Annotated in this window: 12 protein-coding genes and 1 other RNA gene; 5 read left to right on the forward strand and 8 right to left on the reverse strand. The window is 57.8% G+C overall.

Features of this window, described 5'->3' with window-relative positions; all coding sequences use genetic code 11:
- Positions 1-40: 40 nt before the first annotated feature.
- The 5 genes from EJD88_RS10020 to EJD88_RS10040 all read right to left on the reverse strand — a co-directional run bounded on the left by EJD88_RS10020 (position 41) and on the right by EJD88_RS10040 (position 6,967).
- Complete coding sequence (locus tag EJD88_RS10020) at positions 41-1,297, reverse strand: integrase domain-containing protein (RefSeq protein ID WP_158877878.1); 1,257 nt, start codon at positions 1,295-1,297, stop codon at positions 41-43.
- 186 nt (positions 1,298-1,483) lie between these two features.
- Positions 1,484-1,880, reverse strand: a transfer-messenger RNA (tmRNA) gene (gene ssrA, locus EJD88_RS10025).
- A gap of 94 nt (positions 1,881-1,974) precedes the next feature.
- The gene (locus EJD88_RS10030) at positions 1,975-2,256 is read right to left on the reverse strand and encodes a hypothetical protein (protein ID WP_099584776.1); all 282 of its coding nucleotides are present in this window, start codon (positions 2,254-2,256) and stop codon (positions 1,975-1,977) included.
- 135 nt (positions 2,257-2,391) lie between these two features.
- Positions 2,392-5,202, reverse strand: coding sequence for an FAD-binding and (Fe-S)-binding domain-containing protein (locus EJD88_RS10035; protein WP_158877879.1), 2,811 nt, complete (start codon positions 5,200-5,202; stop codon positions 2,392-2,394).
- Between the two features lie 70 nt (positions 5,203-5,272).
- Positions 5,273-6,967, reverse strand: coding sequence for a lactate permease LctP family transporter (locus EJD88_RS10040; RefSeq protein WP_158877880.1), 1,695 nt, complete (start codon positions 6,965-6,967; stop codon positions 5,273-5,275).
- A 262-nt stretch (positions 6,968-7,229) separates the two neighbouring features.
- On the opposite strand from EJD88_RS10040, the gene EJD88_RS10045 reads away from it, so the two are divergent.
- Positions 7,230-7,997: an FCD domain-containing protein gene (locus tag EJD88_RS10045; protein WP_099584779.1), complete on the forward strand. Its 768-nt coding sequence runs from the start codon at positions 7,230-7,232 to the stop codon at positions 7,995-7,997.
- A 37-nt stretch (positions 7,998-8,034) separates the two neighbouring features.
- Here the strand turns inward: EJD88_RS10045 and smpB are convergent, their stop codons facing one another.
- Complete coding sequence (gene smpB / locus EJD88_RS10050; RefSeq protein ID WP_003176160.1) at positions 8,035-8,517, reverse strand: SsrA-binding protein SmpB; 483 nt, start codon at positions 8,515-8,517, stop codon at positions 8,035-8,037.
- Between the two features lie 168 nt (positions 8,518-8,685).
- Between smpB and EJD88_RS10055 the strand changes: the two genes are divergently transcribed.
- Both EJD88_RS10055 and EJD88_RS10060 read left to right on the forward strand, forming a co-directional pair.
- Positions 8,686-9,120, forward strand: coding sequence for a type II toxin-antitoxin system RatA family toxin (locus tag EJD88_RS10055; protein WP_158877881.1), 435 nt, complete (start codon positions 8,686-8,688; stop codon positions 9,118-9,120).
- Complete coding sequence (locus EJD88_RS10060) at positions 9,113-9,415, forward strand: RnfH family protein (protein WP_158877882.1); 303 nt, start codon at positions 9,113-9,115, stop codon at positions 9,413-9,415. Before EJD88_RS10055 ends, EJD88_RS10060 begins: the two co-directional genes overlap by 8 nt.
- Before the next feature lie 63 nt (positions 9,416-9,478).
- Here the strand turns inward: EJD88_RS10060 and EJD88_RS10065 are convergent, their stop codons facing one another.
- Positions 9,479-10,006 carry an outer membrane protein assembly factor BamE gene (locus EJD88_RS10065; RefSeq protein ID WP_158877883.1) on the reverse strand — a complete coding sequence of 176 codons (528 nt, stop codon included), beginning with the start codon at positions 10,004-10,006 and terminating at the stop codon, positions 9,479-9,481.
- 98 nt (positions 10,007-10,104) lie between these two features.
- Here EJD88_RS10065 and fur point away from each other — a divergent pair, with 98 nt between their 5' ends.
- Positions 10,105-10,509 carry a ferric iron uptake transcriptional regulator gene (gene fur, locus EJD88_RS10070; RefSeq protein ID WP_003194220.1) on the forward strand — a complete coding sequence of 135 codons (405 nt, stop codon included), beginning with the start codon at positions 10,105-10,107 and terminating at the stop codon, positions 10,507-10,509.
- 83 nt (positions 10,510-10,592) lie between these two features.
- On the opposite strand, the gene recN is transcribed toward fur, so the two are convergent.
- The gene (gene recN, locus EJD88_RS10075; RefSeq protein WP_158877884.1) at positions 10,593-12,266 is read right to left on the reverse strand and encodes a DNA repair protein RecN; all 1,674 of its coding nucleotides are present in this window, start codon (positions 12,264-12,266) and stop codon (positions 10,593-10,595) included.
- A gap of 254 nt (positions 12,267-12,520) precedes the next feature.
- Between recN and grpE the strand changes: the two genes are divergently transcribed.
- On the forward strand, positions 12,521-13,081 hold the full coding sequence (gene grpE, locus EJD88_RS10080) for a nucleotide exchange factor GrpE (RefSeq protein ID WP_094951702.1): 561 nt from the start codon (positions 12,521-12,523) through the stop codon (positions 13,079-13,081).
- The last annotated feature ends 2 nt before the right edge of the window (positions 13,082-13,083 follow it).

The raw sequence follows: 13,083 nt of genomic DNA on the forward strand, positions 1-13,083 counted from the left end.
ACTGCACGGATTGTCGCCGGTGTCGCCAATCTTTGGACGCTTAGCGTATCGGCACCACGTTGCGGTTCTTGGTTAGATTGATGGCAGATGCCGACAGGCTACCGGTGGCCGATTTCTGGATGTGCTCACTCCACCAGGCCATCATCGGACGCCGCCGTTCGATGTAATCAGCCCGATTGTAAGCGCTACGAACTTCGTCTTTATCTACATGCGCCAGTGCGACTTCGATTAGCTCCGGATCCCACCCATGCTCGTTCAAAATTGTGCTGGCCATGGAGCGCATGCCGTGGCTGACCAAGCGGTCCTGAAAGCCCATGCGTTTCAACGCCATGTTGGCGGTCTGGCTATTAGCGTGGGTACGCGGGTTTCTATCTGCCGGGAACACGTATTCTCTGTGGCCGCTGTGGGTCTTGAGTGTCTCCAGTAACGCGAGTGCCTGTTCAGTCAGCGGGATGGTATGCGGGCGACGCTTTTTCATGCGCTCCGGTGGGATGGTCCAAATGCGTTTGTCGAAATCGATGTCTGCCCACCGAGTGGTGGCTGCCTCGACAGGGCGGGTCATGGTGTGCAACTGCCATTCGATCAGACAGCGCGTGACTCGCTTGATGCTGGCATTCGCGATTTCCATCATGAGCTCCGGAAGCTCGTCAGGTCGTAGCGCGGCCATGTTCTCTTTCCTGGGTTTCTTGAACACCGCCCGAATGCCACTGAGGGGGTTCGCAAAGATCAGTCCTGAATTGACCCCGTAGGTCATGATCTCGTTGAGTCGTTGGCTCAGCCGCTTCACTGTTTCGAGGCTGCCTTTGGCCTCAATCGGGCGAAGGAGCTTGATCACCATAGGAGCACTGACTTCAGAAAGCGGCGTCGATTTCATGCTCGGAAAAACATGCAGCGTGAGTGAACGCCAAATGTCCTCGGCATAGGCTGGCGTCACTGAGTCTTTCTTCAGTTCGAACCAGGCGGTGGCTATCTTCTCGAAGGTGTGTTCGGTCTCAGCCAGCCTGGCTTGCCTTTGCTCATCGCGCTGGGCTTTGGGATCAATGCCTTGAGCAAGTAGCTCTCGCGCCTCGACTGCTTTCTTCCGAGCATTCGCTAATGAGAGGTCGGGGTATGGACCGAGCGCCATATTAAGACGGCTTCTGGTCAACGGCTCGCGATAATTGAAATTCCACATCATCGAGCCGCTGGCGCGTACTCGAAGCTGCAGGCCGTCGCCGTCGCTGAGGACGAAGTCTTTACCAGTTGCCTTGACTGCCTTGAGCTGGCGATCGGAGAGGCGGGTTGCGTTAGTAGGCATAGGGGCTACCTCCAGCACCGTTTTGGTATCCTGAAAGTAGCACTTGGAAGCCTGGGATACCACCTGGGATACCAAAGCGCCTGGAACTCAGAAATCCTCAAAAGTCCCCGGAAGCCCTGGAGCCCCCGTATTTACTGAATTCAAGGCACAAAAAAAGACGTCCGTGGACGTCTTTAGATGATGAAGTGGTGGAGCCGGGGGGATTTGAACCCCCGTCCGCCAGTACTCCGCTGTCGGTACTACATGCGTAGCCGTTTCTATTAAGTTAACCCTCAGCGACCCGAAGGGCAGGGTGCTTTGGGCGAGTTGTGTAAGTTTTAGCCGCTTCGTCCACAACGTACTGCACGGCGATTCTGTTCTATATGACAATCACTTTGGGTTTACAGACATCCCCTGGTGATTGCTGGACCCGAAGGTACCAGAAGCTCAGGTCTAAGGCTGCTTACGCAGCGATAGCGAATTCCTGGCCGTAGTTTTCGTCATTGGCAACTATAAGTAGTTGCAACAGTGGATTTACGAGTTCTGTTACCAACTCGGCATGCACCTAAAGTTTCGCGACCGGCGTCGAATCCTAAACGGCCCCGTGCTTGTAACTCGTTGTTTCTTAGTGAGTGACAAGCCTGTGCAGTGTACGCCAAACGGTCACCGAAGGCCAACCCGAAGGTTGGCCCTATTGCTTACTTGCCGCCTTTGTTGCTGTTTTGCAGGTCTTGCAGGGCTTTGTTGGTGACTTCGATGCACTGCTTATCATCGCCAGACGCGTGAAATGCCATGGCCTGGGAGACGATCGTGTCGATTTCGCCACTTTTGCCGGTGGTGTCGGTGGCGAGCGTCGCTTTGGCGTTGTTGAGTTTATCCAGGTTGATCTGGCACAAGTCTTTGTCACTGCCGGCCGCGAAGACCGGGGACGCCAGCATCGCAGCGGTAATGAACAAGCCAGCAAGAGCGGAACGCTTCATAGGGTATCTCCTTGCGCAAAGGGCTCGACGCTGCTGGCGTTGAAGGGCTGCCAGCGACATCACTGATTGGCCTCGTTCGTTGAGGCCTATTCAAGTGACTGCATTGGCGCGCAGGGGTTCTGTTTTTTTTCAGGATTAGTGGGCGCGGGCCTGGGTGACGCGGTCTACGAGGTACACCAGCCCGTGATAATCAATGCCCCCATGCTGGCTCAAGCCGATTTCGCAGGTTCGGCTGGTGGAGATGCCTTCACTGCAATATTGCACGGCTTCCTTGAGGGATCGCAGTGAGTGGGCATTGAGTTCTGGCGTGGTAAAGCCCTTGTCGCCGGCAAACCCGCAGCAGTGGATGCCTTCCGGGATCACCACCGTTTTGGCGCAGCGGCGGGCAAGGTCGATCAGCGCCTGGCTTTCTCCCAGGTGTTGGGTGCTGCAGGTCACGTGTACGGCGATCGGTGCTTCCTGAGGCAGGAAATCCAGGCGGTCCATCAAGTGCGTGCGGATAAATCGCACGGGGTCGTATAAGTCCAGGCGGGTTTCGCCCAGGTCCTGCACCAGGCGCAGGGTGCATGGGCTGGTGTCGCAATAGATCGGGTCAAGGCCACCACGGCTGGCGTGGAGCAGGGCGCCGATCAACTCCTGGCGCTTGTGCTCTGCTTGTTCGGCGTAGCCTTTGGAGGCGAAGGGCTGGCCACAGCACAGGCTGTCCTGATTGTCGGGAAAGACGACCTGGTAACCAGCTTTTTCCAGCAGTCCACGGGTTTTGTCGTACAGCGACATTTGCTCTTTATCACCGGCCGCCGGGCCCATTGCACGTGAGACGCAGGCGGCCAGGTAGACCACCCGAGGCCGCTCATCCGTCACAGTTGGGCTGAACCGAATAGCCTTTTCCGGCTGTGGTATGGCGTTGCTCCACTGCGGAATTTGCCCCTTGGACAGCTTGGTCACGCAGGCAGACAGCTTCGCCAGGCGAGGTGCACCGAGCAGCATGCGTGCACCATTGGCCACATGTAGGGTAAAGCGCGCACCTTGCAATGCCGTGGCGAAATGGGTGGCGAGCCATTCGGCGGTTTTCGTACGGTCGGCGTCACGGCTGCGCAGCTTTTTCACCAGCTCGCCGGTATTGATTCCCACGGGGCAGCGCTGGGCACATAACCCGGTAGCGGCGCAGGTGTCGATGCCTTGATAGTGATAGGCGGCTTCCAGTTCGGTGGTGTCGACGCCGGTGCGTTTTTTCGCCTGTATGTCGCGCCAGATCACGATGCGCTGGCGCGGGCTCAACGTCAGGCCTTTAGAAGGGCACACCGGCTCGCAAAAGCCACACTCGATGCATTTATCCACAAGCTCGTCGGCCGCAGGCAGTGGCTTGAGATGCTTGAGGTGGATCTGCGGGTCGTTGCTGAGCACCACGTCCGGGTTGAGAATGCCGTTGGGGTCGAGCAGACGCTTGAGCTGCCACATCAGCTGGTAGGCATCGCTGCCCCATTCCAACTCGACGAATGGCGCCATATTGCGGCCGGTACCGTGCTCGGCTTTCAGTGAGCCGCCGAACTCCACGGCCACCAGTTGCGCGACGTCATCCATGAACGCTTGATAGCGTGTGACTTCTTCCGCGCTGTTGAAGCCTTGGGTGAATACAAAGTGCAGATTGCCTTCCAGGGCGTGTCCGAAAAGGATGGCTTCGTCGTAGTGGTGTTTGTCGAACAGTTCGATCAGGCGGTTCACGCCAGTGGCCAGTTGTTCGACAGGAAACGTCACGTCTTCGATGATCACCGTAGTACCGGTTTTGCGCACAGCGCCGACGGCGGGAAAGGTGTCCTTGCGGATTGCCCACAGGCGGGCGTTTTCTACAGGGTCTTCAGTGAAGTCGACTTGTTTCTCTACGGGGAAAGCGGCCAGGGAGGCCATGATCAGCGCCAGTTGCTCGTGCAGTAAAGAGGGCGATGCCGCGCGGGACTCGATGAGCAGCGCACAGGCATTTTCCGACAGGTGCTGTACGAAGGCGGGCATGCCCGGTTTGTTCTGCACCGAGCGCATGCTGCGTCGATCCAGCAACTCTACGGCTGAGACCGGCTGGGTTTTCAGCACGGTTACCGCGTTGCAGCACGTCTCGACATCCGGGAACACAATCAAGGCCGACGCTTTGTTCGGATGATCGATCACGGTGTCGTAGGTCACTGCGCTGATAAAGCCCAGCGTGCCCTCGGAACCGACCAGCAGATGGCTGAGGATATCCAGGGGTTCATCGAAGTCCACCAAGGCATTGAGTGACAGCCCAGTGGTGTTTTTCAGACGGTATTTGTGGCGAATTTTTGCGGCGAGTTCGACATTTGCGCGGGTCTCGAGACCTAGTGTCGCCAAGCGTTCAAGCAGCGCACTGTGATGCTCACGAAAAGCCCTGACGCTGGCCGCATCTTCGGTGTCCAGGCAGCTGCCGTCGGCCAGCACGAGACGAATCCCGGCCAAGGTGTGATAGGTATTTTGTGCGGTGCCGCAGCACATGCCGCTGGCATTGTTGGCGACGATTCCGCCGATCTTGCAGGCATTGATCGACGCCGGGTCGGGGCCGATCTTGCGCCCGAACGGCGCCAGCCAGGCGTTGGCCTGGGCGCCGATCACGCCGGGTTGCAGGCGAATCTGAGTGCCTTGCCCGCGAATCTCGCGGCCGTTCCAATTGTCCCCCAGCACGATCAGTACCGAATCGCTTATCGCCTGCCCGGACAAGCTGGTGCCGGCCGCGCGGAAGGTCACCGGCACGCGCTCGCGCTGGGCCAGTTGCAGGAGTGCTACCACCTCGTCTTCCGACTCCACACGGATCACCAGTTGTGGGATCAATCGGTAAAAACTGGCGTCGGTGCCGAATGCGAGGGTGGAAAGCGGGTCGTCGAAACGCCGATCTTTTGGGATCAGTTGTGCGACGTCAGCAAGGAAAGCAGCAGGCAGGCTCATTGATCCTCCAGAGATGGCTGACGCCGGAATCGTCATCCGGCGTCGGTTCTTACCCTATTACGTGTAGGTCTTAGTGCACCAGCATGCCGGTAAACCAGTAGGCCTGAGCCAGTGTGATCAGCCCTACGATCGTGGCGAAAAACAGGCTGTGCTTAAGGGTAAAGCGGAACAGGTCGGACTCCTTGCCCACCAGGCCGGTAGCGGCGCAGGCCACTGCGATCGATTGCGGCGAGATCATCTTGCCGGTGACGCCACCGCTGGTGTTGGCGGCTACCAGCAGCGTGTCATTGACGCCGATCTGGTGCGCCGTAGTGGCTTGCAATGAGCTGAACAGGGCATTGGACGATGTGTCGGAACCTGTCAGGAAAACCCCCAGCCAGCCGAGGAACGGCGAGAAGAACGGGAAGGCTGCACCGGTGCCGGCCAACACCAGCGCCATGGTCGACGACATGCCGGAGTAGTTGGTGACAAAGGCGAATGCCAGCACCATGCCGATGGACAGGATCGGCCAGCGCAGTTCGTAGAACGTTTCTTTTAAAGTGGTAAGACCAATCTTGATGTTTATTTTCAGCACCAGCATCGAGATCAGTGCGGAAAAGAAAATCGCGGTGCCGGTCGCTGAAACCGGGTCCAGCTTGAATACCGCTGGAATGGCAGTCGGGTTGGTCACGATGGGGGCTACCTTGACCACCAGTTGATCCAGGTGCGGGATCGCGAAGTTGAATACCCAGCTGTACATCGAGCCGCCGGCGGCGAACATCGCCTTGAACGGCTTGAGCGTCCAGATAGTGACCAGTACCGTGAGGATCAGGAACGGCGACCAGGCCTTGAATATCTGACCCAGGCTGTAAGGCGAGGCGACGGTGCTGCGTGGCAACCCGAAGCCGCCGGCACTGGCGGTAATGGCTACGCCGGAGGTGGCGCCAGCTATCTGCGCGCCGGCGGTGCGCTTGGGTTGCCAGACTTTCAGGAACAGGGTCAGGGAAATCAGGCTGGCCAGGGCCGAGGTGATGTCCGGCAGTTCCGGGCCGATGAAGTTGGACGTGAAGTATTGGGTGATGGCGAAGCTCAAGCCCGCGACCAGCGCAGCCGGCCAGGTTTCACGAACGCCGCGCAGGCCATCCATCATGAACACCAGCCAGAACGGCACGAACAGCGACAGCAGCGGCAACTGGCGGCCGGTCATGGCGCCGATCTTGAAGGCATCGATTCCAGTCACCTGCCCGGCAACGATGATCGGGATCCCCAGAGCGCCGAAGGCGACGGGCGCGGTGTTGGCAATCAGGCACAAGCCGGCGGCGTACAGCGGGTTGAAGCCCAGGCCTACCAGCAACGCAGCGGTAATTGCTACGGGAGCGCCGAAACCGGCAGCGCCTTCCAGGAACGCGCCAAAGCAGAAGCCGATCAGCAATACCTGAAGACGTTGGTCGTCAGTGATCGACAGCACCGAGCTGCGGATGATCTCGAACTGGCCGCTCTTGACTGTGAGTTTGTACAGAAACACCGCTGCAACGATGATCCAGGCAATAGGCCAAAGACCGTAGGCAAAGCCGTAGCCGGCTGCGGCCAGCGCCATGTCCACTGGCATCTGGAAGGCAAAGATCGCTACCAGTATCGACAGTGCAAGGGTAATGCTGCCGGCCACGTGGCCTTTGAGGCGAAACACGGCCAGGGCCAGGAAGAAAAATACGATGGGAATAACGGCGGCCAATGCGGACAGGCCGAGGCTGCCGAGCGGGCTGTAAAGCTGTTGCCAGGTTTGCATATGGGGTGGCCCCTAATTGTTGTTGGTCAGGCACATCTAAGTCGACTTGGATAATTGGTATTACCAATTTACAATCGCTGGAGGCTAGGTTAAAAGCCTTCAGGGGGATGTGTCAATTTGCCGCTCACGAAACTTTGGTCGTAGGTTGGAGGGCGAGACCATCTGATCGGATGAATCGAGGCTGTTCTGATAGGTGCTGGAAGGGCGGTGATAGGCCAGAATAGAGGGCCCGGCGAGTGGTCGGGATGGTGGAGAGTGAGTTATGGGGTTTGATCAGGTGCGTCAGCGCCGTTTGTCTGACGATATTGTCGAGCAGCTTGAGGGGATGATCCTTGAGGGCACGCTGAAGTCGGGTGAGCGTTTGCCGGCTGAGCGCGCTTTGGCTGAGCAGTTTGGCGTGTCGCGTCCGTCGCTGCGTGAGGCCATTCAGAAACTGGCCGCCAAGGGGTTGTTGGTGAGTCGCCAGGGCGGAGGCAATTATGTTGCCGAGTCACTGGGTTCGACGTTCAGTGATCCGCTGTTGCACCTGTTGGAAAACAATCCCGAGGCACAGCGTGATCTGCTGGAATTTCGCCAGACCCTCGAAGCGTCCTGTGCTTATTACGCCGCGTTGCGTGCAACCGAGGTCGACCGTGAGCGGCTGACCGCTGCATTCGAAGCGTTGCAGGATTGCTATACCCGCGTTGATGAAGTGAGCCGAGTGGAGGAGGGGGCTGCGGATGCGAGGTTCCACCTGGCCATTGCGGAGGCCAGTCATAACGCAGTGTTGCTGCACACCATTCGCGGCTTGTTCGACCTGCTCAAGCGTAACGTGGTGACCAACATTGGTGGTATGTATCAGCAGCGTACAGAGACCCGAGACATGCTGATCAGTCAGCATCGGGAGTTGTACCAGGCAATTATTGAGGGGCGGGCCGAACAGGCGCGAGACGTCTCGACGCGACATCTGGAGTACGTGCAGGAGGTATTGGCGGAGGTGCGTCAGGAGGTTCAGCGCGTGGCGCGTGCGGAGCGGCGAAAAGGGATGTAGCCGACGGACTTATTCCGAGGCTACATCACTGCAAGGACTACTCTTCCTTGCCTTTGTTGCGCACGGCGCGATGCAGTTCGCGATTGGAGTCGCGTTCGCGCTCGGTATCACGCTTGTCGTATTCCTTCTTACCCTTGCCCAGTGCGATCTCGCACTTGACCAGGTGCTTGCTCCAGTACCAGGACAGGCAGATGCAGGCGTAGCCTTTCTGCTGTACGGCGGCGGCGAGCTTTTCCAGTTCGCGCGCATTGAGCAATAGTTTGCGTGTGCGCACCGGGTCGGCAATTACGTGGGTGCTCGCGGTAGTCAGCGGGGTGATATGACTGCCCAGCAGCCATGCCTCGCCATCCTTGAGCAATACGTAGCTGTCGACCAGTTGCAACTTGCTGGCGCGCAGACTCTTTACTTCCCAGCCGGCCAGGACCAGACCAGCCTCGAACCGATGTTCGATGAAGTAATCGTGTCGCGCCTTTTTATTTTGCGCGATGGTCCCTGTGGGGTGTTTCTTTTGTTTAGCCATAGGGGCGGCATTATAGGGAGTTGCGAGCGTGTCGGCTACGGTCAACCTGCGTGCTTGAGCGTGTTGGTCGAATCCCGGACAATGCGGGCAGTTCTTTGGTTTTTTTCTCTCGCGGATTGGGCTGTTCTTTCGCGATGTTTGCCGCTCAGCTGTGGAAATAACGCACACATGACGACGCATATTCAACGTTCGGCCCTGCTGCCCTATCCGGCTCAGGCGCTCTATGACCTGGTCAACGACGTGGCGCGTTACCCGGAATTCTTGCCTTGGTGTTCTACGGCTGAGGTGCTGGAAAGTACTGATGAACACATGGTCGCCAGCGTCGGGGTGGCGAAAGGTGGGCTGGGCCAGCACTTTGTCACGCGTAATGTGTTGGTGCCGGGCAAGTCCATTGAAATGAATCTGCAGGAGGGGCCTTTTACCCAGCTGCACGGTGTCTGGGTATTCAAGGCGCTGACCGACAAGGCCTGCAAGATCAGCCTCGACTTGTCGTTTGATTACGCTGGCCCGCTTGTGCGGGCTACATTGGGGCCCTTGTTCAACCAGGCGGCCAACACACTGGTAGATGCGTTCTGTCAGCGGGCCAAGCAACTGCATGGTTGAGATTGAGGTGGTGTATGCCGCTGCAGATCGCCAGGTTTTGCTGGCGTTGACGGTGGCGTCCGGCACAAGTCTGCGAGCGGCGGTGCAGGCGTCCGCAATTACAATGCTGTTTCCTGATCTGGATCTGGCTGATTGCCCTTTGGGGGTATTCGGTAAAGTTGTCGCGAATGCTGAAGCGCGCGTTGTGCAGCCAGGTGATCGTATTGAGATCTATCGCCCCTTGCTGGTTGATCCTAAAGAGGTGCGTAGATTGCGGGCGGCCAAGGCGGCGATGACCAGGCAGCAGAATTCATAAGCTTGTTAAACATCAGGCAACAAAAAGCCCGGCATGCCGGGCTTTTTTGCAGGCGCCGCACTGTTACTGCGGGCTGGTGTCCAGCGGCTGAGGCGTCGGGACCGGAACGGTTTCCACGCCATCGACGTCTTTCTGGATCTTGTCGAGCAGCGAGCCTGGCTTGGCCGGTACTTCGGACTTCGGCTTCTCGCTCTCCTGCGCAGGCGCAGTCACGTTGGTGCCGCTGTCTTTGCCGAGCAGGGCTTCATCGCGGCTTACGCCGGGCATGAAGTCACCGGACAGGCTGACAAGCTGGTCATTGCCATTAAAAATGACGCTGACGCGTTCCTGTTGGCGTTCACCGCCGCCAGGCTGCAGGCTGTAGAGGTAATCCCAGCGATCGGCATGGAAAGTGTCAGTCAGCAGGGGGTTGCCCATAATAAACCGTACTTGCCGTCGGGTCATTCCCGGACGTAACTGGTCTATCATGTCCTGCGTGACGACATTGCCCTGCTGGATGTCGATTTTGTAAACCCCGGGGAATGAACAACCGGCGAGTGCGAGCAGTCCCACAAAGGTGAAACTGGTTAGCAAGAGCTTGGTGTTTTGCATCGGTGGGCGACTTCCACTATCTTGGCTGGGACAACGTAAACGCCGATCATACCCGTATTAAGAGAAGCTGCGAAGCAGCATCCGCGAGAAAGCTAACCATGGTTGAAAATAGCGAACTACGCAAAGCCGGTCTTAAAGTGACTCTGCCACGAGTCAAGATTCTACAAATGCTCGATTCTGCTGAGCAGCGTCACATGAGTGCCGAGGATGTTTACAAGGCGCTGATGGAGTCTAACGAGGACGTCGGCCTGGCCACGGTTTACCGTGTACTGACCCAGTTTGAAGCCGCAGGGCTGGTGGTTCGTCATAATTTCGACGGCGGTCATGCAGTGTTCGAATTGGCTGACGGTGGTCATCACGATCACATGGTCGACCTGGATACCAATGAGGTTATCGAGTTCACCAGCCCGGAAATCGAAGCGCTTCAGCATAAGATTGCTGAGGAGCATGGCTTCGACTTGGTCGACCACAACCTTGTGTTGTACATCCGTAAGAAAAAGTAAAAACGACGCAGAATGGCTCTGCGAAACGATCGAAGGCGACCCTAGGGTCGCCTTCGTGCTTTCTATATCAAGAAAAGTTCGGCTCAAGCCTTGGTGGCGACAACCATTTTCTTCGCGTGCGCCAAAGACTCCTTGGTCAGATCGATCCCGCCGAGCATTCGGGCTACTTCTTCCACGCGCTCCGACTTGTTCAGCTTGGATACCGCAGTGTGTGTTGCATCATTGCCACGCACCTTGTGCACAAATAAGTGTTGATGGCCCTGTGCGGCCACTTGTGGCAAGTGGGTGACCGTCAGTACCTGGCCTCGATCTCCCAGGCGACGCAACAACTGACCAACAATTTCCGCAGTCGGACCTCCAATGCCTACGTCCACTTCATCGAACACCAGCGTAGGCACCCGTGACGTCTGCGCGGTAATCACCTGGATCGCCAGGCTGATGCGCGAAAGCTCACCACCGGACGCGACTTTTGTCAGAGCCTTGAGCGGTTGCCCAGGGTTGGCGCTGACCAGTAGTTCAACCTGCTCCAGGCCGTGAGGTTGCAATTCATTATTGGAGTTGGCGCGCAGCTCGATGGTGAAGCGTCCTCCCGGCATGCCCAGGCGCTGAATTTCCTGTTCAACGGCGTGGGCCAGGCTGCTGGCGGCTTGCTGGCGTAGATCGCTCAGTTCGCGGGCCTTCTCCTGATAGTGACGGGCAAAAGAGCCGAGTTCTTCGCCTAGTCGCTCAATGGATTCGTCATTCGCGTTCAGGGTTTCGATTTCATCCAGCAGCTTTTGCTGCATGGTTGCCACTTCGGTGGGCTGGATTCGATGTTTGCGCGCCAGGGTATAGATGGTATCGAGGCGTTCTTCTATTTCCTGCAGGCGCGCCGGGTCGGCATCGAAGTGATCCAGGAAGCGGTTGAGTTCACCGACGGCTTCTTCGACCTGGATTTGTGCACTGGTCAATAGGGTGGTGGCCTCACTCAGCGAGCCTGAAGCATTGTTAACGCTGGACAGTCGGTTGAGGCTGGCCGTGAGCGCGTTGAGCACGTTTCCGGAATCGCTCTCGCTGCATTGCTCTACCACTTGGCGGCAGATACCCAGCAGGGTTTCGGCGTTGGTGAGGTTTTTGTGCTCCTGCTCCAGTTGTTCCAGCTCGGTCTCGCCAAGGCCCAGGCTTTCGAGTTCTTCAAGCTGATAACTGAGCAGTTGGTGGCGAGCACGTTGCTCGTCGCCGGAGTTGGATAGGCGTTCCAACTCCTGGCGGGTCTGCCGCCAGCGCTGGGCAGCCAGTTGCACCTGCCGGGCAAGGTCTGTGGCGCCGGCGTATTCGTCGAGCAGGCGGCGGTGGGTGTCGGTTTTCAGCAGGGACTGGTGTTCATGCTGGCTATGGATGTCGATCAGCAATTCACCGAGGGCTTTCAGGTCGCCAAGGGGGCACGGTGTTCCGTTGATATAGCCGCGTGAGCGGCCTTCGGCGGTGATGACTCGGCGCAGAATGCAGGGGCCGTCATTGTTGAGGTCGCGCTCGGCCAGCCAGGCTTCGGCTTCTGGGATGTCCGCCAGGTCGAAGGTGGCCAGGATGTCGGCCTTGTCGGCACCGGGACGCACCACGCCACTGTCGGCGCGGTCGCCCAGGGTCAGGCCCAGGGCGTCGAGCATGATCGACTTGCCGGCGCCGGTTTCGCCTGTGATTACGCTCATCCCGCGATCCAGTTCGAGATCCAGATGTTCAACGATGGCGTAGTTATGTACGGACAGGTGCACGAGCATGACGGCCGCTCCCAGGCTTTAGGTCTGGTTATTTATACAGTGTTTTGTTTGGGGCTGACAATCCTGATGCTTAGCTCGATTTGCTCGGTCGAGGAGGTTTTTTAGTGCAAAGAAGAATGGTGGTGCGGGAATTGATCTGCGGCAGGCGAAAGACTTTTGGTAACGCTTGCGCCCTTGAAGCTGGAAATTGTGGCCCCATATACCGGAACAGAAGCGCGAGTTGAGTTCGCGCATGATTTTGAAAGGAGAAATCTATGGCTGACGAACAGACGCAGGATACGCAAACTCCAGACGCCAATTCGGCTGTCGGTGATGAACTGGCGACCCGTGTGCAAGTGCTCGAAGAGCAATTGGCCGCTGCGCAGGATCAGTCTTTGCGTGTTGCCGCCGATCTGCAGAACGTCCGCCGCCGTGCCGAGCAGGATGTAGAGAAAGCTCACAAATTCGCGCTTGAAAAATTCGCCAATGACTTGCTGCCGATCATCGACAGCCTGGAGCGTGGCCTTGAATTGTCCAACCCGGATGACGAAAACATCCGCCCGATGCGCGAAGGGATCGAGCTCACCCTGAAAATGTTCCAGGACACCCTGAAGCGTTATCAGCTCGAAGCCATCGATCCGCAAGGCGGTGAACCGTTCAACGCTGAGCATCACCAGGCAATGGCCATGCAGGAAAGCCATGACCTGGAACCCAACAGTGTGTTGAAGGTGTTCCAGAAGGGTTACCAGCTCAACGGCCGCCTGCTGCGTCCGGCAATGGTAGTGGTGAGCAAGGCTCCTGCACCTGTTGCACCTTCTATTGATGAGCAGGCTTGAAA

The organism is Pseudomonas sp. PB105 (genome assembly GCF_009764655.1).
Taxonomy (GTDB): domain Bacteria; phylum Pseudomonadota; class Gammaproteobacteria; order Pseudomonadales; family Pseudomonadaceae; genus Aquipseudomonas; species Aquipseudomonas cyclaminis.

Bases quoted from the DNA above. Each gene is read 5' to 3' on its own strand.
- EJD88_RS10020 (WP_158877878.1), bottom strand. From the start codon at position 1,297: ATGCCTACTAACGCAACCCGCCTCTCCGATCGCCAGCTCAAGGCAGTC.
- EJD88_RS10030 (WP_099584776.1), bottom strand. From the start codon at position 2,256: ATGAAGCGTTCCGCTCTTGCTGGCTTGTTCATTACCGCTGCGATGCTG.
- EJD88_RS10035 (WP_158877879.1), bottom strand. From the start codon at position 5,202: ATGAGCCTGCCTGCTGCTTTCCTTGCTGACGTCGCACAACTGATCCCA.
- EJD88_RS10040 (WP_158877880.1), bottom strand. From the start codon at position 6,967: ATGCAAACCTGGCAACAGCTTTACAGCCCGCTCGGCAGCCTCGGCCTG.
- EJD88_RS10045 (WP_099584779.1), top strand. From the start codon at position 7,230: ATGGGGTTTGATCAGGTGCGTCAGCGCCGTTTGTCTGACGATATTGTC.
- smpB (WP_003176160.1), bottom strand. From the start codon at position 8,517: ATGGCTAAACAAAAGAAACACCCCACAGGGACCATCGCGCAAAATAAA.
- EJD88_RS10055 (WP_158877881.1), top strand. From the start codon at position 8,686: ATGACGACGCATATTCAACGTTCGGCCCTGCTGCCCTATCCGGCTCAG.
- EJD88_RS10060 (WP_158877882.1), top strand. From the start codon at position 9,113: ATGGTTGAGATTGAGGTGGTGTATGCCGCTGCAGATCGCCAGGTTTTG.
- EJD88_RS10065 (WP_158877883.1), bottom strand. From the start codon at position 10,006: ATGCAAAACACCAAGCTCTTGCTAACCAGTTTCACCTTTGTGGGACTG.
- fur (WP_003194220.1), top strand. From the start codon at position 10,105: ATGGTTGAAAATAGCGAACTACGCAAAGCCGGTCTTAAAGTGACTCTG.
- recN (WP_158877884.1), bottom strand. From the start codon at position 12,266: ATGCTCGTGCACCTGTCCGTACATAACTACGCCATCGTTGAACATCTG.
- grpE (WP_094951702.1), top strand. From the start codon at position 12,521: ATGGCTGACGAACAGACGCAGGATACGCAAACTCCAGACGCCAATTCG.